The 21,391-nt window shown below is 58.9% G+C and carries 19 protein-coding genes; 9 read left to right on the forward strand and 10 right to left on the reverse strand.

Annotated elements, in window-relative coordinates:
- Positions 1-185 precede the first annotated feature (185 nt).
- The gene (ccoS, locus tag PK28_RS19650) at positions 186-350 is read right to left on the reverse strand and encodes a cbb3-type cytochrome oxidase assembly protein CcoS (RefSeq protein WP_065814121.1); all 165 of its coding nucleotides are present in this window, start codon (positions 348-350) and stop codon (positions 186-188) included.
- A 6-nt stretch (positions 351-356) separates the two neighbouring features.
- Entirely contained in the window at positions 357-2,777 is a 2,421-nt protein-coding gene (locus PK28_RS00335) for a heavy metal translocating P-type ATPase (RefSeq protein WP_044515884.1), read from the reverse strand.
- A gap of 167 nt (positions 2,778-2,944) precedes the next feature.
- Here PK28_RS00335 and PK28_RS00340 point away from each other — a divergent pair, with 167 nt between their 5' ends.
- The 3 genes from PK28_RS00340 to PK28_RS00350 all read left to right on the forward strand — a co-directional run bounded on the left by PK28_RS00340 (position 2,945) and on the right by PK28_RS00350 (position 4,353).
- Entirely contained in the window at positions 2,945-3,430 is a 486-nt protein-coding gene (locus tag PK28_RS00340; RefSeq protein ID WP_044510273.1) for a hypothetical protein, read from the forward strand.
- A 33-nt stretch (positions 3,431-3,463) separates the two neighbouring features.
- On the forward strand, positions 3,464-3,862 hold the full coding sequence (locus tag PK28_RS00345; protein WP_044510276.1) for a group III truncated hemoglobin: 399 nt from the start codon (positions 3,464-3,466) through the stop codon (positions 3,860-3,862).
- 122 nt (positions 3,863-3,984) lie between these two features.
- The gene (locus tag PK28_RS00350) at positions 3,985-4,353 is read left to right on the forward strand and encodes a group III truncated hemoglobin (protein WP_044510277.1); all 369 of its coding nucleotides are present in this window, start codon (positions 3,985-3,987) and stop codon (positions 4,351-4,353) included.
- Positions 4,354-4,437: 84 nt separating this feature from the next.
- Here PK28_RS00350 and PK28_RS18710 read toward each other — a convergent pair whose 3' ends face one another.
- The 4 genes from PK28_RS18710 to PK28_RS00370 all read right to left on the reverse strand — a co-directional run bounded on the left by PK28_RS18710 (position 4,438) and on the right by PK28_RS00370 (position 12,422).
- Entirely contained in the window at positions 4,438-6,153 is a 1,716-nt protein-coding gene (locus tag PK28_RS18710; protein ID WP_048825358.1) for a carbamoyltransferase family protein, read from the reverse strand.
- A 133-nt stretch (positions 6,154-6,286) separates the two neighbouring features.
- Positions 6,287-7,969, reverse strand: coding sequence for a 2-oxoglutarate dehydrogenase complex dihydrolipoyllysine-residue succinyltransferase (odhB, locus tag PK28_RS00360; protein WP_044510279.1), 1,683 nt, complete (start codon positions 7,967-7,969; stop codon positions 6,287-6,289).
- Between the two features lie 125 nt (positions 7,970-8,094).
- A complete protein-coding gene (locus PK28_RS00365; protein ID WP_044510281.1) occupies positions 8,095-10,941 on the reverse strand; it encodes a 2-oxoglutarate dehydrogenase E1 component in 2,847 nt (948 codons plus the stop codon).
- Between the two features lie 350 nt (positions 10,942-11,291).
- Positions 11,292-12,422 (reverse strand): L-dopachrome tautomerase-related protein, encoded by a 1,131-nt coding sequence (locus PK28_RS00370; RefSeq protein ID WP_156126173.1) that lies wholly within the window; start codon positions 12,420-12,422, stop codon positions 11,292-11,294.
- 497 nt (positions 12,423-12,919) lie between these two features.
- Here PK28_RS00370 and PK28_RS19465 point away from each other — a divergent pair, with 497 nt between their 5' ends.
- Positions 12,920-13,471, forward strand: coding sequence for an RlpA-like double-psi beta-barrel domain-containing protein (locus PK28_RS19465; RefSeq protein ID WP_052430500.1), 552 nt, complete (start codon positions 12,920-12,922; stop codon positions 13,469-13,471).
- Positions 13,472-13,490: 19 nt separating this feature from the next.
- On the opposite strand, the gene PK28_RS00380 is transcribed toward PK28_RS19465, so the two are convergent.
- Together PK28_RS00380 and PK28_RS00385 are read right to left on the reverse strand one after the other, a co-directional pair.
- Positions 13,491-14,507 (reverse strand): hypothetical protein, encoded by a 1,017-nt coding sequence (locus PK28_RS00380; RefSeq protein WP_082016881.1) that lies wholly within the window; start codon positions 14,505-14,507, stop codon positions 13,491-13,493.
- A 129-nt stretch (positions 14,508-14,636) separates the two neighbouring features.
- On the reverse strand, positions 14,637-15,038 hold the full coding sequence (locus PK28_RS00385) for a hypothetical protein (protein ID WP_044510283.1): 402 nt from the start codon (positions 15,036-15,038) through the stop codon (positions 14,637-14,639).
- Between the two features lie 123 nt (positions 15,039-15,161).
- Between PK28_RS00385 and PK28_RS00390 the strand changes: the two genes are divergently transcribed.
- Positions 15,162-17,000, forward strand: coding sequence for a WG repeat-containing protein (locus PK28_RS00390; protein ID WP_044510285.1), 1,839 nt, complete (start codon positions 15,162-15,164; stop codon positions 16,998-17,000).
- A gap of 27 nt (positions 17,001-17,027) precedes the next feature.
- Here PK28_RS00390 and PK28_RS00395 read toward each other — a convergent pair whose 3' ends face one another.
- Entirely contained in the window at positions 17,028-17,471 is a 444-nt protein-coding gene (locus PK28_RS00395; protein WP_044510288.1) for a DUF6799 domain-containing protein, read from the reverse strand.
- Positions 17,472-17,631: 160 nt separating this feature from the next.
- Here PK28_RS00395 and PK28_RS00400 point away from each other — a divergent pair, with 160 nt between their 5' ends.
- Positions 17,632-17,904 (forward strand): hypothetical protein, encoded by a 273-nt coding sequence (locus tag PK28_RS00400; RefSeq protein ID WP_044510289.1) that lies wholly within the window; start codon positions 17,632-17,634, stop codon positions 17,902-17,904.
- 81 nt (positions 17,905-17,985) lie between these two features.
- Here PK28_RS00400 and PK28_RS00405 read toward each other — a convergent pair whose 3' ends face one another.
- Complete coding sequence (locus PK28_RS00405; RefSeq protein ID WP_044510292.1) at positions 17,986-19,503, reverse strand: hypothetical protein; 1,518 nt, start codon at positions 19,501-19,503, stop codon at positions 17,986-17,988.
- A 190-nt stretch (positions 19,504-19,693) separates the two neighbouring features.
- On the opposite strand from PK28_RS00405, the gene PK28_RS00410 reads away from it, so the two are divergent.
- From PK28_RS00410 to PK28_RS00420, 3 genes are all read left to right on the forward strand, one after another.
- A complete protein-coding gene (locus tag PK28_RS00410) occupies positions 19,694-20,455 on the forward strand; it encodes a hypothetical protein (protein WP_044510295.1) in 762 nt (253 codons plus the stop codon).
- A gap of 43 nt (positions 20,456-20,498) precedes the next feature.
- Positions 20,499-21,095 (forward strand): hypothetical protein, encoded by a 597-nt coding sequence (locus PK28_RS00415; protein ID WP_044510297.1) that lies wholly within the window; start codon positions 20,499-20,501, stop codon positions 21,093-21,095.
- A 75-nt stretch (positions 21,096-21,170) separates the two neighbouring features.
- Positions 21,171-21,389, forward strand: coding sequence for a CsbD family protein (locus tag PK28_RS00420; protein ID WP_044510300.1), 219 nt, complete (start codon positions 21,171-21,173; stop codon positions 21,387-21,389).
- The last annotated feature ends 2 nt before the right edge of the window (positions 21,390-21,391 follow it).

Genomic DNA, 21,391 nt, shown 5'->3' on the forward strand with positions numbered 1-21,391 from the left:
GAAACGGTAGCACGGAAACAGTAGCGCGCTTAGTAGCGCGAAGCTCCGGCTTCGCGTACGAGCAACGCGAGTTCCTACGCGTTGAAAATATGTATGCAGACGCCTGCTACTCGCTGCGCTCGTACGCGAAGCCGGAGCTTCGCGCTACTATGTGCGCTACTATGCGGTACGTGCGACTAAACGTGCTACGGCTTTTGTGGCGGGTCCATGGGTTCGTCCTCGAAGAGCATGCGCACGGAGGGCGTGTAGGTATCGTCGTACTGCTTGGTGCGCACGGCCCACACAAAAGCCACCAGGAACAGAATGGCCACTATGAGGCTGATGGTGATAAGGCCGAAGATGATTTCCATACAGAATCAGAGGTTGCGCTTGTAGGCCGCGTAGCGAACCAGCAGCGTGGAGAAAATGATAACGGTGAGCGAGCTGATGGGCATCAGAATAGCCGAGACAATGGGCGTAAACCGGCCCTGCGTGGCCAGCCCCAAGCCAATGCCGTTGTAGATAAAGGACAGCACGAACGTGGCCAGCACAATCTGCAGTGAGTCTTGGGTGAAGCGCAGAAACGTGCTGAACTTACCAAAGCTGCCGGCATCCAGAATGGCGTCGCAGGCGGGGGAGAAATTGCTGAGCGTATCGGTTAGGGCAATGCCGGCGTTGGCCTGGCGCAGGGCCCCGGCATCGTTCAGGCCATCACCCAGCATAATAACGGTGCGGCCCTGCTGCTGCAGCTCCGCCACGTAGGCCAGCTTATCCTCGGGGCTCTGGCGGAAGCGCAGCTCGGCCTTGGCTCCGAACAGCTCCCGCAGGCGGGCCCGCTCGGAGTCGTTGTCGCCGGAAAGCACGGCCAGTTGGTAGCGCTGGCCCAGGTCGGCCAGGATTTTGGGTAGGTCGACGCGGTACACGTTGCGGAAGCGGAAGCAGCCGGTGCGGCCATCGGTCAGGCGCACGTACACCCGGGACTGCAGGGCATCGGTAGTAGTGGCACTGGCTTTATCGGAGGTCAGCCCCACAAAAGTGGCCGAGCCCACGCGCAGCTCCTGCCCCGCCACGGTGCCGCGCAGACCCTGGCCGGGCGTTTCGCGGAAATCCGTTACCGGGCCTTCCCCGGCCGGCAGCTCCTCGGCCAGCCGCTGGCTCAGCGGGTGGGTGGATTGGGTTACCAGCGCTGCCAGGGCCTGCCGTTCCGACTGGCTTAGCGCGGGGCCTTCGTACTCCACGGCAGAGCGTTTCACGTCTGTGAGCGTGCCGGTTTTATCGAAGACAATAGTATCGGCGCGGCCCAGCACTTCGGCCACGGCGGAATTTTTGAGGTAGAATTTGCGGCGGCCAAAAACCGTGAGGGCGCTGCCCAGGGCAAAAGGCGTAGCCAACGAAAGGGCGCAGGGGCAGGCAATAACCAGCACGGAGGTGAAGGCGCGCCACATCATCTGCTGGTCGCGGGGAAACCAATACACAATAGTGCCCAGCGCCAGCAGCAGCGTAACGCCCACAAAGTAGCGGCCCACGCGGTTGGCGTAGGTTTCCAGGGTGGCGTGGGTCTGCTTCTGAAAGGTGGGGTTGTTCCAGAGCTGGGTGAGGTAGCCCTGCGACACTTCGCGCACCACCTCCAGCTCTACGGCCTCCCCTACCTGCCGGCCGCCGGCGTACACCACCTCCCCGGCCACCTTGGCCACCGGCGCGCTTTCCCCCGATACAAAGGAATAGTCAATCTGCCCGGTGCCGCGCATCAGCATGGCATCGGCGGGAATAACCTCCTGGTTGCGCACCCGGATGCGGTGCCCCACCTGCAGCTCCTTCACCGACACCGACTTCTCGCCGGCCGGCGTGAGCAGCGTAACGGCCACGGGGAAGTAGGAAGTAAAGTCCCGGTCGAAGCGCAGGGCGTCGTAGGTGCGCTGCTGTACCCATTTGCCAATCAGCATGAAAAACACCAGCCCCGTGAAGGAGTCGAAGTAGCCGGGGCCGCGGTGCGTGAGGACTTCGTACACGCTTACCGTGAACAGCGAAGTCAGCCCCAGGCTAATGGGAAAATCGAGGTTGATGTAGCGCTGCCGCAGCCCGGCCCAGGCCGAGCGGTAAAAGTCGCGGGCGCTGAACAGCAGCACCGGCAAACTCAGCAGCAAGCTCAGATAGCCGAAGAAGCGGCCGAACTCCGCCGCCAGCTGGCCCGTGAACGAGAAGTACTCCGGAAAGGCCAGCAGCATCACGTTGCCAAAGCAGAAAGCCGCCAGCCCCAACTGGTAGTATATGGTACGGTTTACCTGCGCGGCGGGGCCACCCAGCTCGGCCAGTGTAATCTGCGGCTCATAGCCCAATGAGGCCAACAGCTTCACCACGTTTTTTAGGCTAGTAGCATCGGGCTGGTAGCTCAGGCTGATTTCCTTGCGCAGAAAGTTTACCCGGGCCTCCGATACGCCGGTATCCAGCTGGTATAAGTGCTCCAGCAGGTAAATGCAGGAAGCGCAGTGCATCTGGGGCAAGGTAAGCGTGAGGCGGGCCAGCGAGGGGCTGCGGAAACTGAGCAGCTGAGCCTGCACGGCTTCGGAATCCAGATAGTCGAAGCGGCCGGGCAGCTCTACGTCGGCTACTTTGCGGCCGGGGTGCTCGTCCAGGGAGTAGTATTGGCAGAGGTTATTGGTCTGCAGCAGCTCGTACACGGCTTTGCAGCCCTGACAGCAGAAGGGCTGCTCCTGCAGCAGAACAGGTTGCCCGGGGCAGTCGTCGCCGCAGTGGGTGCAGGCTACGTGAACGGTAGTTTCAGAAACGGAAGCGGCCACGGCATTCAAGGACTGATGGATTAAGCAAAGGTCCGGCCCCGGGCGGGGGCAAAACCTGAGGAAAGTCAGCTTCCTGGATGACAGTCATCAGCCCGCCTGCCCGGGCCACGCCGCAATTTTGAATGGTAAATTCGCGGTCCGTTTCCCTTCCCTGCCTACTTTTTGCTATGCGTTCCTCTCCAAGTACCTTATCCCTGCTGCTCGTGCTGGCCCTGTTTATGTGGGCGGGCATGGTGCTGGCTATTTCCTTTCTCGAAGCCCCGCTTAAGTTCACGGCCCCGCACATTACGGTGCCGCTGGGGTTAGGCATTGGCCGCATTGTGTTTCAGGCCCTGAACAAAGTAGAGCTGGCCCTGAGCGTGGTGGCGCTGGTATGTGCCGGGCGGCTGCGGCTGCCTTCTCACATCTGGCTAACGTTGCTCACGGCCCTGCTGGTGCTGCTGGCCCAAACCCTGTGGCTGCTGCCCGCCCTGGATGTGCGCGCCGAAGCCTTATTAGCCGGCCATCCTGCCCCTCCCAGTTCGCAGCACGTAGTATATATTATTCTGGAAGTGAGTAAAGTAGCCGCTTTGCTACTCACTGGTGTGCTGGCTTTCCGCCATGCGCAACGCCAGGCATTTCACTCGCAAGCTCCCGCTGCCCAGCTTGCCTAAGTCATTTCTTTTTGCATTCGACGTTTCTTACCCATGTCTGCCCCCGCCCCGCTTTCTGATATTTCCACCGAAGCCGACATCCGTTTACTAGTAGACCGGTTCTACGATAAAGTAAATGCCGATGAGCTGCTCGGCCCCATTTTTAACGAAATAGCCCAGGTGCATTGGGAAAAGCACCTGCCTATCATGTACGACTTCTGGAGCAGCCTGCTGCTCGGCACCAGCCGCTACCGGGGCCGACCCTTCCCCAAACACCTCGTTCTGCCCATTGACAGCAAGCACTTTCGCCGCTGGCTTACGCTGTTCACTGAAAATGTAGACGCCCATTTTGCCGGCCCCGTAGCCGATGATGCCATTCGCAAAGCTGGCAACATTGCTACCATTTTCGAGTATCGTATGGCGCAGGCCCGCAATCCGTTGCAGATTATCTAGCCGGAAAGCGGTGATTTGGACGGTTAGAAGAAAAATTTGCAACAAAATTCCTGCAATCGAATGCGAATTCCGTGAAACCTGCGTAAATTCGCTACGTATCCACCCGTCAACCCTCACCTGCTATGAAATCTTCTGCAGCTCTCCACGACATCCGGAACGAAGGCGACATTAAGACGCTGGTAGATACCGCTTTTAGCAAAGCAAATGATGACGAGCTTCTGGCGCCCTTGTGCCAGGCCGTAGCCCAGATTCACTGGCCCCGCCACCTCACTTCCCTCTATGATTACTGGAGCAGCACCTTGCTGGGCACCACCCGCTACCGGGAAAACGAGCCTATCCCGCTGCACTCCGTGCTGAATACCCAGGGCACCCGCTCCCAGCGTTGGATTTCCTTGCTGGAACGCACCGTAGAAGAGCAATTCTCCGGCAGCAAAGCCGAGGAAGCCAAGCACAAGCTGGCCACCCTGTTTTCCCGGGCCCAAACCGCGTAGTTTCCCTGATTTCCCTATACAAAAAGCCCTCCCGAAGCAATTTCGGGTGGGCTTTTTCTTTTTAGGCTGATTCCCTTGCTTCCCTTAGACCTCCTGCTTCAACAGCAAAAACGGCCCCAGCACCAGGGCATCCAGGCCGGAGCGGAAGTAGCAATCCAGCGCATCTGCAGGCGACTCCACCAGCGGCATGCCATTCAGATTGAAGGAAGTGTTCAACAGCACCGGCACGCCGCTGAGCTGCCCAAAGGCCAGCAGCAGCTGGTGAAACAACGGGTTGGTAGTGGGGCACACCGTCTGGAGCCGGCCGGTGCCGTCATCGTGCGTGACGGCGGGCAGCTGCTCCCGGGCCTCGGGCCGCAGAGGGAACACCTTTTCCATGAAGTAGGACGTCTCGCCGGGCAACAGGTCGAAGTAGTCCTGCTGATGGGCTTCGGGCACGGCCGGGGCAAAGGGCCGGAAGCCTTCCCGGTACTTGATGCTGGCATTTACCTGCTCTTTCATAGCGGCCAGCGTGGGGTTGGCCAGAATGCTGCGGTGGCCCAGGGCCCGTTGCCCCAGCTCCGAAGCCCCCTGAAACCAGCCTACTACTTTCCCGGCCTGCAGCAGCGCGGCCGTTTCCGTCACGATATCCATCGGGCGCTGGTAACGCAGCTTGCGGCGCTCCAGCTCCATTTCAATTTCCACCTCCGGGTACTCCCGGCCAAAGAAATTATGGCGGGCGGGTTCCTGTATTTTCTTTTCGCCCAGCACAAAATGCCGGCCGTAGAGGGCACTGCCCACGCTGATACCGGTATCATCGGGCGTGCCGCCGATGAAGATTTCGTGGTAGGGCGTGTGGTGCCGGAGCTTGCCGTTCAGCACGGAGTTCATCAGCACGCCCCCGCCCAGCACCAGCTTCCGCTGGCCGGTTTGCCGGTGCAGGTTGTTGAGCAGCTCAAACACCACCTGCTCCGTAATGTGCTGCACGGCTGCCACAATATCATACTCCCGCTGCGTAGGCGCGGCCCCAGGGGCCAAGGGCGGGCCCAGCAGCTCTACCAGCTTGGGGGAGTAGTAGTGCGGCGTGAAAAACAGGAAAAACTCAAAGTAGCGCAGGTCCAGCTCGTAGTGCAGCCCCTGCACCTGAATGAGCGGGCGCAGCCGCTCGTAGTAGGTGCGCCAGTTGCCGCGGGCGGCCAGGGCCATAATTTTCCACTCGTCGCTGTTGGGGCGGAAGCCAAGGAAATCGGTGAAGGCGGCGTAGAACAGGCCCAGCGAGTGGGGCGTGCGGTTGGCGGCCAGCTCCTCAAAACCGTGCGCGGAGGCTGTGCCCAGCAGGCCAGTGGTTGTCTCGCCAAAACCATCGGCCACAAACACATCCGCCTCCGCAAACCCGGACGGCAGCAGGGCGTTGGCCATGTGCGCGTGGTGGTGGTTGACGTAATGAATACGGGTTTGGGTGCCGTGCAAACCGTACAACGTCTGGTCCAGGCTGCCGACGCCGCCCTGCAGGGCCACCAGCTCATTGAGAGCCAGCTGGGCCAGCTTGCCCCGGTTCTGGAAGGCATCGGCAGTGGTTTGGTCGGGGCGCGTGAGGTAGGGCGCGGGGTTCCAGCCCACAAAAACGTCGGTAATATCTTTTACTCCAATGCCGGCCGCCGCACAGCAATAGCGGATGGCCTGCCGCGGAAACGACTTATCCTGCTTGATGCGCGTGAGCCGCTCCTCGGCAATGGCTACCTGCACCCGGCCATCGGGCCCCAGCAGGCAGGCGGAGGAATGAAAGCCACTGCAGTTTATTCCCAGAATCCGGTGCGGCATCAGCAAAAAATATAAATCAAAAGGAAGGCTACTTCGGTCCCGAAAGTACGCAGTCTACCAGGTACCGACATAAAAAAGCGTCTGCCCCTACAGTAGAGGCAGACGCTTTTACGATTTACGAGCAACTGAGGGCTTATACGCCCAGCAGCAGGCGGGTCGGATCTTCCAGCAGCTCCTTCACGCGCACCAGGAACGATACCGACTCGCGGCCGTCGATGATGCGGTGGTCGTAGCTCAAAGCCAGATACATCATGGGGCGAATCACCACCTGACCGTTTTCGGCAATGGGGCGCTGCACAATGTTGTGCATACCCAGAATAGCCGACTGCGGGGCGTTGATGATAGGCGTGCTCATCATGGAGCCGAACACCCCACCGTTGGTGATGGTGAACGTGCCACCCGTCATTTGCTCAATGGTGAGCTTGTTGTCGCGGGCCAGGCCAGCGAGGCGCTGAATTTCTTTCTCGATACCATCAAACGACAGCTCCTCGGCGTTGCGGATAACCGGCACCACCAGGCCTTTGGGGGCCGATACAGCAATGCTGATGTCACAGAAGTCGTTGTACACGATGTCGGTGCCATCAATCTGGGCATTCACGGCGGGCCACTCTTTCAGGGCCACGCACACGGCCTTGGTGAAGAACGACATGAAGCCGAGGCCCACGTTGTGCTTCTCCTTAAACTTGTCCTTGAACTTGTTGCGCAGGTCCATGATAGGCTGCATGTTCACCTCGTTGAAGGTGGTGAGCATGGCCGTTTCATTTTTCACCGTTACCAGGCGGCGGGCCACCGTTTTACGCAGGTTGCTCATCCGCTCGCGGCGCTGCACCCGGTTGCCAGTTGCCGGTTGCGAGTTGCCAGAGGCAGCGGGCGCAGTTGTGGCGGGTGCCACGGGGGCAGCAACGGGTGCCGGAGCAGCCGGACGGGCCTGGGCGTTCTGGGCATCTTCCTTCGTTATGCGACCATCCCGACCGGACCCCTGCACATCGGCGGGGCTAATGCCTTTCTCACCAAGGATTTTACCAGCAGCCGGCGAGGGCGTGCCCGTAGCGTAGCTGGTAGTGGCAGGAGCTGCCGCAGCTGCCGCAGCTGGCGCAGCCTGAGTAGATGCAGGCGCAGCGGCCGGAGCTGAAACGGCCGCCGGAGCGCCGCTACCACCTTCAATGCGGGCAATAGTAGCCCCGATTCCGATGGTTTCGCCTTCCTTCGCGCCATGGCGCAGAATGCCGCTGCCTTCGGCGGGCAGCTCAAACGTGGCCTTATCCGATTCCAGCTCGGCAATAATTTCGTCGCGCTGTACCTGGGCACCGTCTTCCTTCAGCCACTTGGCCACCGTTACTTCCGTGATGGATTCGCCCACGGCCGGAATCTTCATTTCTACCGTAGCGCCCCCGCCGGTGCTGGCCGGTGCTGCGGCTGCCGTAGGCGTGTTGGCGGAACCCGCCTGTGAGCCACCGTAGCCGCTTTGGTTGCTGGCCTGGGGGTTTTCCTCGCCTTTGCTTACGGGGTCAGCCGCGGGCTGCGCCGGGGCACTGGCCGCTGGCGCCTGGGCCGCAGCGGGGGCCGCCGTAGGCGCGGCACCATCCCCGTTGATATCCGCAATAACAGTTCCGATGCCAATGGTTTCGCCTTCGGCCACGCGGATTTTCAGCACGCCATCGGTTTCGGCAGGCAGCTCAAACGTGGCTTTGTCTGACTCCAGCTCGGCAATGACTTCGTCGCGCTTCACGGCCTCGCCGTCTTTCTTGAGCCACTTGGCAATGGTAACCTCGGTGATAGACTCGCCGACAGCGGGGATTTTAATTTCCAGACCCATAGGGGGAGTGTTGAAGGGTTTCGGTGGGGTATTTTTGGCGGTTGTCATTCCGAGAGAAGCGAGGAGTCCGGGGCACCTCCAAAAGGTAAAATCAGATTTCTCACTTTGGTCGGAATGACAAAGGACTAGTCCTGCTTCTTGGCTACTTCGGCGGTGGCTTTGATGTTTTCGGCTTCTACTTCCGCCGTGGAAACACCGAAGGCACGGGCCACCAGCTCTTTCTGCTCTTTCACGTGCACCTTGTTGTAGCCGGTAGCCGGCGACGCGGAGGGCTTACGCGAAATCACATCTTCCAGCTCGCGACGCATAAAGCGGAGCAGGTAGTTCCAGTAGCCCATGTTCTCGGGCTCTTCCTGAACCCAGTACACCTTAGCTTTGGGGTACTTGGCCAGCTCTACGGCCAGCTGCTTTTTGGGGAAGGGGTGCAGCTGCTCCAGGCGCACAATGGCCACGTCAGTCCGTTTCGACTGCTGCTGCTCGTCCAGCAGATCAAAGTAGACTTTGCCCGAGCACAGCAGCACGCGCTTCACTTTCTTGTCCTCGGCGTACACGTCGCCCAGCACTTCGCGGAAGGTGCCGGAGGTGAACTCCTCCACCGGCGACACGCACAGCGGGTGGCGCAGCATGGATTTGGGCGACATGACCACCAGCGGCTTGCGGAACTCCCAGGTCAGCTGACGACGCAGGGCGTGGAAGAAGTTGGCCGGCGTGGTCATGTTGGCTACCACAATGTTGTTCTCGGCGGCCAGCTGCAGGAAACGCTCGGGGCGGGCGTTGGAGTGCTCCGGTCCCTGGCCTTCGTAGCCGTGGGGTAGCAGCATCACCAAACCGTTCATGCGCTGCCACTTGCTTTCTGAGGACACGATGAACTGGTCAATCATGGTCTGGGCACCGTTGGCGAAGTCGCCGAACTGGGCTTCCCAGATAACCAGCGCCGTGGGATTAGCCATGGCATAGCCAAATTCAAAGCCCAGCACCGCGTACTCGCTCAGCAGCGAGTTGTAGATGCGCAGCTGCTCCTGACCTGCTACAATGTGATTGAGCGAGTTGTACGGGGCCGAGGTTTCGGCATCGTGCAGTACGGCGTGGCGGTGCGAGAACGTGCCGCGCTGCACATCCTGGCCGCTCAGGCGCACAATGTGATTCTCGGCCAGCAACGAGCCGTAGGCCAGCAACTCGCCGGCGGCCCAGTTCAGCACGCGCGTGTCGAAGAACATCTTCTTGCGCTCCTCCATCAGCTTATCAATCTGCTTGAGGGGGCGGAATCCTTCAGGCAGTCTTGTCAGGGCCTTGCCCACCTGCAGTACTACTTCTTCGCTGATGCCGGTTTGCGGCGACTGCTCAAAGTCCTCAGGCTTGCTGCGGCGCAGGCTGCGCCACTCGTTTTCGAGGGCCTGATAGTTATAAGGCAGCGGCTTCTGCTTCACCAGGTCCAGGCGGGCCTGCAGGGTGTCGCGGAACTCCTTGTCCATCTGGGCGGCCAGCTGCGCGTCTACGTCGCCGCGCTGCACCAGCATGGCGTTGTACACCTCACGCGGGTTCTGGTGCTTGCTGATGAGGTTGTAGAGCGTAGGCTGGGTGAACTTGGGCTCATCCGACTCGTTGTGGCCGTGGCGGCGGTAGCACACCATATCAATAAAGATATCGGCGTGGAACTGCTGGCGGTACTCAGTAGCCAGCTGCACGGCAAACACCACGGCTTCGGGGTCGTCACCGTTCACGTGCAGCACGGGCGCATCAATAATCTTGGCCAGGTCAGTGCTATAGATAGACGAGCGGGCGTCTTCAAAATCGGTGGTAAAGCCTACCTGGTTGTTGATAACGAAGTGTACCGTGCCGCCCGTTTTGTAGCCTTCCAGCTGCGACATCTGCGTTACCTCGTAGCCAATGCCCTGACCGGCCACGGCGGCGTCGCCGTGAATCAGGATGGGCAGTACTTTATCGTAGTTGTTGGCGTAGCCGTGGTCCAGCTTGGCGCGCACGAAGCCTTCCACCACGGGGTTCACCGCTTCCAGGTGACTGGGGTTGGGCGCCAGCTTCAGGTTCACGGTGCGGCCACCGGCATCTACCTGGCTGCTGTAGCCCATGTGGTACTTCACGTCGCCGTCGCCCATGGTCAAATCCGGCACGGCCGTTCCCTCGAATTCCGAGAAGATCTGCTCGTAGGTTTTGCCCATGATGTTGGCCAGCACGTTCAGACGGCCGCGGTGGGCCATGCCAATCATCACTTCCTCTACGCCCAGCTCTGCGCCCTTCCGGATGATGGCATCCAGCGCGGGAATGGTGGTTTCACCGCCTTCCAGCGAGAAGCGCTTCTGACCCAGAAACTTGGTATGCAGGAAGTTCTCGAATACAACGGCCTCGTTTAGCTTGCTCAGGATGCGCTTTTTGTACTCGATGCCAGGGTTAAAGCTCAGCGAGTCCTTTTCTACTTTCTCGCGGAACCAGTCGAGCACCTGCGGGTCGCGGATGTACATATACTCGAAGCCGATGGTCCGGGTATAAATCTTATCCAGCGCCGCCACAATGTCGCGCAGCTTGGCGTTCGGGCCCAGGCCCAGTACTTCGCCGTTCTTAAAAGTAGTGTCGAGGTCGGCTTCGCTCAGGCCAAAGTCTGAAATGCTGAGGCGGGCTTTGCGGTCTTTCCGCTCGCGCACCGGGTTGGTGCGGGCCACCAGGTGGCCGCGGCTGCGGTAGGCATGAATCAGGTTGCGAACCTGGGTTTCCTTGTCGGCCGAAACCTTATCAACGGCACGAATTTCGCCGGCCTGGTTGGTGCTGGCCGAGGTCGTTAAAACGCCTTCGCCATCGGCCTGCGGCATACCGCCTTCGGGGTATTGCTGCGAGAAGTCGAAACCTTCAAAAAACTTGCGCCAGCCAAAATCCACCGACTCGGGGTCGTTCTTATAGGACTGGTACAGTTGGTCAATATATTCGCCGTGGGCGTTGGCGATGTAAGAGTAAGCGTCCATGCGGTAGGAGCTGGTGTGACGGCGGTAAAGGTAAAGGCGAATAGCAGAAAGCAAAAACTGATATTCGCATATTCAAATAAACCTGTTAATCAAACTAATGATTTTCAGGAAGCCGAGTTACTTTATGTTGGATTCGGCAATCTATCGAAAGCAGGAAGAATTTCATGCAGCAGGAATGTCCTATCAAGCTTGTTGGAGCAGCTCGCGTGAGGTCATTGTGGGAAGTTGTTAAATAGGAACGTCATGCTGAGCGGCTCTAATGGAATGGCGTTCTGTTTAAAAGTTCTAATAGTTAGAACAACGACCTCACGCGAGCTGCCTCGACAAGCTTGATAGGACATTCCTGCTGCTTACTTCCCTTGTGGGCGGAAGCGGTAGATTTCGTACTTACCCCGCTTAGTGGGCTCATACTGCAGCTGGGAAGTAGTGAAATAGATATAGCCGTTGGCATCCTCAGCAAACGTATCGGCCCACCGGATGCGGGCATCTTTCACTACGTCGGACACTTGGCCGGTGCGGGGGTTGGTTACCCGAATAGCATCCGAGGTAAGCGCGCCGGACCAGATACGACCATCCCGGGTGCGCCACAGGCCATCGGCGGGGCCGATGGTGGCAACGGTTTGTACGGCAGCATGCAGGCTATCGGTAGGGGTAGCCCGGCGCAGCAGGCGCGTAGGCACCCGGAAGAGCTTATCCCCAGTGAGCACGGAAAAGTAGAGTGTGTCGCCGCTGCCGGATAGCTCAATACCATCGGAATGCACCTGTTTGGTCCACTTTTCTCCATTGAAAGTGAGGTAGGGCAGATTGGGTTTAGTGACGGAATCGGTGGCCAGCTGGCGGTGCACCTGGCCGGAACCCAGCTCTACCGCCAGCAGCGCGCCGGAGCCGGAATCGGTGAGGTAGGCCACATTGCGGGCCACATCAACCCGCACATCATTCAGGTAGGACTGCTTGTTCCAGGTACCGGCCGGAAATTTATAGGTACGCAGGAGCTTGCTGCTGGCAATATCAAAAACGTGCAGGCGGGGGCCGGCGGGGAGCACGCCTTTAAACTCGGAATTGTTGGGGTCTACCACCCACAGGCGGTTTTTACTATCGGCTACCACGCTTTGCACACACGCAAACTTCTGGTCGGGTGAGGCGCCGGGCTGCCAGGCATTGCGGGCGGCATCGGGCCAGGGTTTGGTAGTGCCATCGGGCAGCAGTTCGGCTACGGAAACAGGCACATCAGCCGACCAGCGCGGGAAATTCACGAAGCGGCGGCCGTTGGGGGCAATGGTGATGCCGGTCCATTGCCGGTTGTTTTGTGCCACCAGCTCCAGTACCACGCTCGGGGAAGTAGTGGCAGGAGTAGAAATGGCAGTGCTATCGGTGGGGGCCTGGGCGGTGCTGCCGGCTTCCTGGGAGCCCGACTGACAACCGGCCAGCAGCATGCCCAGCATGGTGGAAGCAGTCAGGGAAGTAAGAAAGAAGTGCTTCATCAGAGAATAAAAACGAAAAAATTGCTCCTGAGCCAGGAAAGGAAGCTGGGTGGCGCCTTCATATAAGATGGCGGAACTAGGCTTTTTCTGAGGTCTTACCCGGGAGGTAGCCGGGCGGTAGTTACCTACGCGCCAAGGAGGCTGGTGTTCGGCAACACCGCACAAAAACAAAGGATTACCGGCATATGAATCGGTGTAAAATATTGGCACTAAAAAATGATTGAAATTGTATTATATAGTTTAAATCTCGCCTTGGGCATAACAGCAGCGCCGTGTGGTATAGCATCTTTAGGAAGCTTTTGAAGCTCGATTTTCTTGATAAAACAAAATAATAAATTGATATCAACATAAATTATATAGCTTATAGGCACCCATCTAAAAAAAAGTGTAACCTTTGCCTCGTTCCATCGGTACGCTCCTTGCCTCAGGCAGGGTTGTCAAATTTGGACGAAGCTTATACTTCCTGGCTTAAATGGAAGTCCACAAACTCAAACGCCATGTCTATTGCTCTATTTCTGCTAAACCTCATCTTCGCCCCCCAAACTGCTCTGCTCCCCCCTTCGCCGAACCATTCGGCCACTTTCACCATTGTTGCGCCGCCGGTTATCACTCCCCGCGCGGTAACCCTGCAGCCCGGCAGCTATTCAGCCAACCTGCCCAAGCAATTGCCTCATTATACGGTAACGGCTACGGTGTACACCCCCGATGTACGACAGACTGATTCTGAGCCGTTTATCACCGCCGACAACTCGCGCATTCCGCGCAACCATTCCAGCAAAACCCGCTGGGTAGCCGTATCCCGAGACCTATTAAAAGGCTGGGGCGGTCCGCTGAAGTACGGCGACCAGGTACGGGTATCGGGTATTTCCGATGAGCTGGATGGCGTCTATGTTATTCACGACACCATGAACCGCCGCCACCGCCACTGCATTGATGTGTTGGTGAACGAGCGGGAAATTCGCGGCCGCATGACCCGCGACGACTTCGGTCTGTGGAAAGGCGTACGCATTACCAAGGTTTCGGCTTCCGAAGCCTGGAACGAAGGCTAAGCATTTAACCAATACCTGTTTACCCGGCCGCTGCGGCCGGGAAAGTCGTTAGGATGCGGGGTTTCCCCGCGGCGTCGTACAAAAAGCTCAGGGGCTGAGCCGGGTCGCGCATAATATCCGTGAGCGGAATCTGCCACCGCTTCCACATCTCCAGCAACGACTGCGCATACCCTGAATTCTCCCAGGGGTTAAAGATTTCCCGCGTAATATCATCGATGAGGGTGTCGTACACCACCTGGCTGTCGCCGGGCTGTACCGTACGCGGGTAATAATCGGGCACTACATTAAACAGATAGGCCGCGTAGTACACGCGGGCCTTAAACTCTGCTATCTGCACGGGGTGCAGGGGGCGGGACTGCGCATCGGCATATACCTGGCGCATGGCCTGCCGGATAATGCCATTGTCCAGCAGGCAGGCTACCAGCACGGTGTTGTTCAGCTTAATACTGAAGACCATGGTGGTCAGGTCGTCGTCATACTCAAAGGCAATGGTATCCTCCTCGGGGGCGACTTCCAGAATAAACAGGGAGCTTGGCGTGAAGTCCTCGAATTCAATGGGTACGCGCAACGCCTGAAACACCTGAAAAAAGGCCTGAAAGCGCAGAAGCATCTGAGCGTTTTCCGCCAGCGGATACTGGGGCTTGATGAGGGGGGCCTGCTCCGTGAGCAGCTCCTTTATCAGAATGCCATAAAACATCTTGCCCAGCCACAGAAACACCGTTTTCTCCGGCAGGGCGCGCAGGCCGTTCAGCCCGCTTTCGGCAGCCGCGGCTATGTTGGCTTCCAGCGGCTCTACGTGCTGCTGGCGGCAGGTAGGGCAGCAAGGTATCCGCAGCTCCTCATACGATACAATGCTTTGATCCAGCAGGCGCATCTGGCGGGCACGCAGGTCGTAGCGGTCCATCAGCCAGTCGGCAAACACCGGTACGGTATCCTGGGGGGGCGTTACGGCCGCGCCGCACAAAAAGCACAGGTGCGGGCCAAAGCGCATGCTATCAAATGGGTCGTAGAGGGTCAGGTTGGGAGCAGCAGTCATAAGTCAGAAGCGAATAGGCGGCAAAGGTACGCCGGCCGCGCAAGCTTCGGCACTCCTTTACCTGACAACAGAACGCCCGGCCACGTAAGTGGCCGGGCGTTCTGGCTGAAAGCTGATGGTGGATGGCCGCTAGCGCGACAACGTGGAGCCCAGCTTGATGAGAATCTTACCCAAATGCGTGAGGGGTGCGGTGTAGCCATTGGCAGCTTCTTCAGCCACCTTAATGGTTTCATTGCCCAGGCTGGCCAGTATTTCGGCCAGCGTGTGGTTATCGGGAGTTTCCTGGCTGAGCTGTTCGCGCAGCGCAGTCATTTCCTGCGTAATTTTGGCCAGGCCGGGCCGGCCGCTGGCACGCAGCACTTCCTCCCAACGACCGATTTCCGACAGACCATGCTTGTTTTGCCGGCTGGGAACCCCATCATTCAGTAGGGTGAGCGTATCCTCGACCAAGGCGGAGTTTTGTTCGTCGCTTACTTCCAGGGGTATCGTGGGAGTAGGCGTAGACTGGGGAGTGGGGGTGATGGAATCCATAGAATGAAACGAAAAAAGCCGAGGTAGTGCTGGCATATACTTGTTTGCCGCCGGAAAAGTTAAGGCACCCTGCCAGCCCCCTTTTCGTACAAGCGCCCGGGCCCCGGGCCGCTTTTTGCTCTTATGTTATACGAAGTTCTCTTTTCCGCCTTCCCCACCCCTACCCGGCAAGCTCAGTATGAAGCGGTGCGGGAGGCCTTACAAGCGGAAGCCGAGGCCCCCGACACCCTGTTGCTGGGCCAGCTGGCCGTAGCCGACGGCCTGGTGCTGGATGCCGTGCTTATTCGCCCCCACGCGGTGGTTATTCTCCTGCTGGAGCCCCACGGCGGCCACCTCACCCTCACTGATTTTGCCACCGCGCCCTGGCAGCTGAGCGGTGCCGCGCTGCCCTGCAAGAACGCGGCTAACCCCTACCAGGCCTTTCAACTGCAAAAAGAAGCCTTAGCTGCTTTCCTGCGCCCCCACCTCACGGCCGATCAGGCGAATCTGAACTTCACCACCGGGCTATTGCTGTTTGGCGAGCCGGTTACCTTTTCCCCGGAGGTAGAAGCCGGCATGAGTGCCGTGCCCGGCTCCGGCAGCTTTCATCTGCTTGCAGACCCCGCCCGCTTTACCCGCCGGCTAAGCCAGCTGGCCACGCCCGAAATAGATCTTTCTGCCGTTGAGCTAACCCAATTGGCCCACACGCTGGGTGCCGCGCCGGCTACTATCTCCGCAGGCAGCTCCCCTACCGAGGCCGAAGCAACTCCCGGAAATACCCCTGAACAGGAACCGGCCTACCCGGAAAATGCCGGCGACTTTTTCCGGCAGAAAGTAGCCCAGCTCTGGAGCTGGCTGGGGGCCGATGATATTGAGGATGTAGACCGCAACGCCTACCAAACCACATCCGGGCAAACCCATCAGCAGGAAAAGCAGGAGTTGGAGCAGCTGCGCGCCACTATGCAGGCCGAGCTGGCCCGGCAGCTGCAGGCCATGGAAGCCCGCGACGTCGAGCGGGAGCAAAGCATTGCCCAGCTGCGCGCCCAACTGGCGCAGGCCCCGGCCGTAGCGCCCGAAGCCGCCACCATACGCCAGCAGCTGGCCACCGAAAACCAGGAGAAAGAGGCGCTGGAAGAAGCTATCCGCGCCTCACAGGCCGAATCGGCGGCCCGCAACCAGGCCCTGGATGCTAAAATCAGGCAACTGGAAGAGCAGATTCAGCAGCAGTCATCGGCCGCCAGCCAGCTGAAAGGACTGGTGGGGCCCGGATTTCGGCGCGTGCGGGCCTGGCGCCGCCGCCTGCCCCGGGTAGGGGTGGCAGCGGCCGGCGTGGCCGTAGTGGGCCTGAGCTTATGGGGCCTCAGCCACCTCACCGCCGATGCGCCCCACCCCTTTCAAAAGGATGGCCTGTGGGGCTACGCCGATGAGGATGGCGACCTGGTGATTCCGGCCCGCTATAACTCCGTGGAAGAGTTTGACGCCAATGGCCATGCCGTAGTCAAGAAAGACGGGGCTTATGGCTTTATCGATACGGATGGGGACGAAGTGCTGCCGCCGGCTTACGATGCCTTAAAAACGTACGCCGATGGCTACGCCCGGGTCCGCATCGGCGAGCTGTACACGTTTGTGGATGAGGACGGCCAGGAATTTCCGCAGTATTTCTACAATGCGCTGGACTTTAGCGAGGGCCGGGCCGCGGTGCTCAACCAGCGGGGTTGGTTTTACATTACCGGGCCCGAGGAAAGCGAAACTCCACCGCCGGTTTTTCAGGAAGCTTATTCCTTCCATAAAGGGGTGGCCCGCGTAAAAATGAAAGGCCACTATACCTTTATTACCCCCCGCTACCTCGCCAACCCCGACCGGGGTACGGAACCCTTTGGCCAATACACTCAAGCCAGCGACTTTGTTGACGGGAAAGCCCGGGTTACGCAGGACGGCAAAACCTTCTTTATTGACGCCGACGGCGACCCGGTGGAAAACTAGTTTACGGATGCAGGCCAGCGCTATCGGTTAGTCATCAAAGAGAAATTTCCAGCCTTTGTGCTTGCCTTTTTTCTTGTGGCCTTTGGCTTTGCCCCGCGGTCCTTCCCAGCGCTGCCCCCCGCCAGAACCAGCCGACACCCGACGGGTAGCGGAGGATGGACGGGCCGGCGAGGCCAGGGTTAGCTGGCCATTACTGCCGGCATGCACGGCAACCACCGCGCCCAGCAGCGTGCAGCCCTGCCCTTCGGCCAGCTCCGTGTGGCGGCCATCGGTTTCCACAATAAATCCATCCCGGCTTACGGTGCGGCCATTGGGCAGGTGTACATCCTGCGTCATGGGCCGCTGGGCGCCGTTGCGCACCACGTACATGGTGCCGTCGCGGCGCACGAAACCATCGTTGGAAGATTGGGCGTGGCTAACTAAAAACGACAGCCACAGACAAGCAAAAAGGCAAAAGCGAACCAGAATCATAAAAAAAGAAAGCAGCAGAAACCGAAAGCAGAACTACGCCAGCCGGGTGGCCGACGTTGCCCCGCCCCGACAAATATGGCGCCAGCCCTGGGGCAGTGGGTTACCTTTCTCCCGCAACCTGATTAAGGGCAACATTTCCAACTGACTAAACATCCTTCTTATGAAATTCTCGCTGAAATCTGCCCTCGTTGCCGTTGCTTTCGCTGCTGTTGCCACTTCCTGCACCAAGACCGAAGAAAACCAGGCTGAAAACACCATGGACAACGCTGCCGCTAACACCGAAATGGCTGCCGACACGGCTGCTGCCGCTACGGATGATGCAATGGAAGGCGCTGGCCAGACCGTAGAAGCTGCCGGCGAAAAGGCTGCTACTGCCACCGAGCAGGCTGCCAACGAAGCTGGTGCCGAGGTTAAAGAAGAAGTTAAAAACTAAGTACTCCGCCCAAACGGGCTATAGTACTCTATATAAAAGCGCCCCCGGCTTCGTGCCGGGGGCGCTTTTATGTTTATACAATCAGGCGCCGGCCAGGGCCAGCAACACCTCGTAGTAGGGCCGGCCCAGCGTGCGGGCTTTCAGCCAGGCATAAAAGCTCAGGGCCTGCAGGTCTTCCCGCTCCAGGGGCAGAAAGTGGGGCATCTGGGCCACCCGCTCGGCAAAGGCCGGACGCGTGGCCACCGCCGGGTCCTGAATAATTTCCCGCACCAGGGCCAGATAGCTGAGGATATACTGATAGGCGCCGGTTTCGCCAAACCGCTCCCGCACGCTCCGCTCAATGGCGCGCAGGCGGTTCAGGGCCAGATCGGGGTTGCCCAGCTCCAGCTGCACCAGCATTTCGCCCATGCTTTTATTCAGCGTCCACTCCACGCCCATCTTCTGCTCGCACCATTGGTCGGAGCGGCCAATGGCCAGCAGCACCTGGTTGGTTTTGGCGTAGCGGCCTTCGGCGAAATAATGAAAGCCCAGCCCCAGCCGGATAGTAAGCTGGTCCTGGAGGCGCAGGGCCGTAGTAGCGCCCCGCAGCATACTTTCCAGCAGCCGGATGCTGTCGGCGTTGCGGCGCAGAAAGGCCTGGTTGGCCGCCAGCAGGGCAATATAGCGCGGGTAGAACTCGGCGTGCAGGCTGCGGGGACCATCGGCCAGGGTTTGGCGCAGGGTTTCCAGATATTCCATGGAGCGCTGAAAGTGCCGGTTGCGGTACAGCGCGTGCGCTATCATGTAGAGCAGGCCCAGCTGATAGTAGCGGTGCGCGGGCGCAAACCCATGGCGCTTTTCCATGAGGTGGTAGCAGCGGATGATAAACGGCTCAAACGAGGCAAAGTCGCGGCGGGCCAGCATGGTGTTGCGGGCAATGGACAGCAGCTGGTAGAGCAGGGAGGGGCGCCGGGCAAAGGCCTCCAGCAAATCATACTCACGCAGCACCTCGTGGGCAATGGTATCGAAGGCGGCGTTGCGGCCCAGAGCGCGGGCTTCCAGCAGGCGCTGCCGGATCAGGCTGCTGGCAATGGCGGCGCGCTCTTCTTCATCGGCCGATTTCTTATTCTGGTTGCGGCGCCGGATAATGCTGGCCAGGTCATCGGCATACTCGCTGTGGGCGTGCGCAATCTGCAGGTTAAATACCGAGTTCAGCAGCTCGTACTGGTCGTTGGCCTGGGCCAGCTTCTCGGCTTTGCGCACCGTGGCCCAGGCCAGCCGGGGCACGCCGGTTTCAAAAAGGTATTGCGCCAGCTGCAGAAGCCCGCGCCCGGTAGCGGCCGTGGTAGGGTCCTGCTGCAGCTGGCGCAGCACCAGATAATCAGTAAAATGCCGGAGCAGCCGCTTGCGCAGGGCATAGTACGCCACGGCGTTGGGCTCCTGCGGGTACAGCAGCGCCAGCAACTCCTCGGTGGTGTATTCCTTCCTGTGCAGCAGCAGTTCGCCCAGGCGCACATCCATGCGGCCTTTGCTTTTCCGACCCTGCCGATGCAGGAATTGCAGGAAGTCTTTTCGCTCTTCTAAGGGCAGGGCCAGCAGCGCCGTGCGCAAGTCATCCATAATATATAAATATAGGCGTCCAATATGCAGATTTATAAAGTCTGAATATTGGAATATAAAATATTATTATTCAATTTATTACGAACTGACATAGACTTATGAAGAAGTCAGCCGGAGGACTATATCGTCTTGCAGCTTGTCTGGAATAACTTCAGCTTTATCCCAGATTAATCTTTTAACCTCACCCCCTATGGGAAAGCAACTACTTTTTTTATTCTGGCTGATGCTGGTAAGCGGCCTGGCGCAGGCGCAGGACTTGCTGGTAAAGCAAAACGGCGAGGAGGTACAGGTGAAAGTAGTGGAGATAACTCCTACCCTCATCACCTACAAACGCTTCGATAACCCGGAAGGCCCACTAATTTCGGTGTACAAATCAGAGGTGTTCATGATTCGCTACGCTAATGGCTCCAAGGAAATTATTTCGCCCCAACAGCCTCAGGCGGCACAGCCCCAGGCCGGCGGCCGAATAAGCCAGCCAGTACCTACTGATGGTTCCGTAGTACCCGGCGACCTGGACCCCGCCTTCGACCCCATACACCTAAGCGGGCCGCGCATCGGCATTACGGTACTGACGGGCGGCGTGGTAGACAAGGCCAAGGACGAGTTTGGTCTGAACCCCTTCCTCACGCAGTTTGGCTGGCAGTTTGAAACGCGCATTTTCCGCCTGCCCAACGGTACCTCCGGCCTGTTTGAGATTGTACCGCTGATTGGCGGCCTGGAGCAGGGCAAGTTTATCCCCAGCGTAAACGGGCTGATTGGTATTCGGGGCAAAAACGGGTTTGAGTTTGGCCTGGGGCCCAACCTGACGCCCGTGAGTGCCAATATTGCCCTGGCCGTGGGCACTTCCTTCCAGGCTTACGGGGTCAATTTCCCGGTCAATTTTGCGGTAGTTCCCGGCAATGGCGGGGCCCGCTTCAGCCTGCTGTTCGGCTTTAACTCGCGGCGGCGCTAATTCCGGATTCTTCCTTTTTTCAGCTTTTTCAATCCTCCCCTGTATGCAACGCTTTCTACTTTTCTTGTTTTTGCTGATGCCGGCCTTAACCCAGGCGCAGGACGTGATTCTGCGGACCTCCGGCGAGGAGCTACCGGCCAAAGTGGTGCGCATCACCCCTGACCAGGTAGTGTACATGACCGGCACCGACACCCTGCAGCTGCCCGCTACCGAGGTGTTTCTCATCCGGTACGCCAACGGCACCAAAGAAGTGCTGGGCAACAAAGCCGTTGCTACCACCACGGTGCCCGCCCTCACCCCGCAGCAGGCCGAGCAGTTGGGCCGGTCTGATGCCCGGCAGCTGTTTAAAGCCAAAGGGGCTTTCTGGGGCACCTGTGGGGCTACGTTTATAACGATGAGTGCCTACGGGCTGGGGGGTGTTGCCACCGGAGCGGCCATTGCGGCCACCCCGCCCAAGGACAAAAACCTGATTCCTTCCCGCCCTGAGCTGTTGCAAAACCCCGATTATGTACGCGGCTATAAGCAGCAGGCTCAAAACAAGAAGCTAGGCAAAGCAGCAGCTGGTTTTGGCGTGGGCGCAGGGGCGGCGCTGGTAGTAGTGAGCGTGGCAGTGATTGTTGCTCTTACCCAGTGGCAATAAAAACTCAACCACGTCTGCATATGGGACGTACATGGGGAAAGTATCTTTTACTTTTTTCACTAATTCCCTTTAGTCATGGACGTTAATCGTAATAACCTGGACGATAAGACCGAGCTGCGTGCCCGCGGAAACTGGAATGAGATTAAAGGCCAGGCCAAGCAGAAGTGGGGTAACCTCACCGATAATGACCTGGACTATGAAGAAGGCAAGCAGGACGAATGGTTTGGGCGGATGCAGGAGAAAACCGGCGAAACCCTGAGTGACATCAAATCCTGGTTTCAGCGCACGTTTTAAGC

This window comes from Hymenobacter sp. DG25B (genome assembly GCF_000801315.1).
Lineage (GTDB): Bacteria > Bacteroidota > Bacteroidia > Cytophagales > Hymenobacteraceae > Hymenobacter.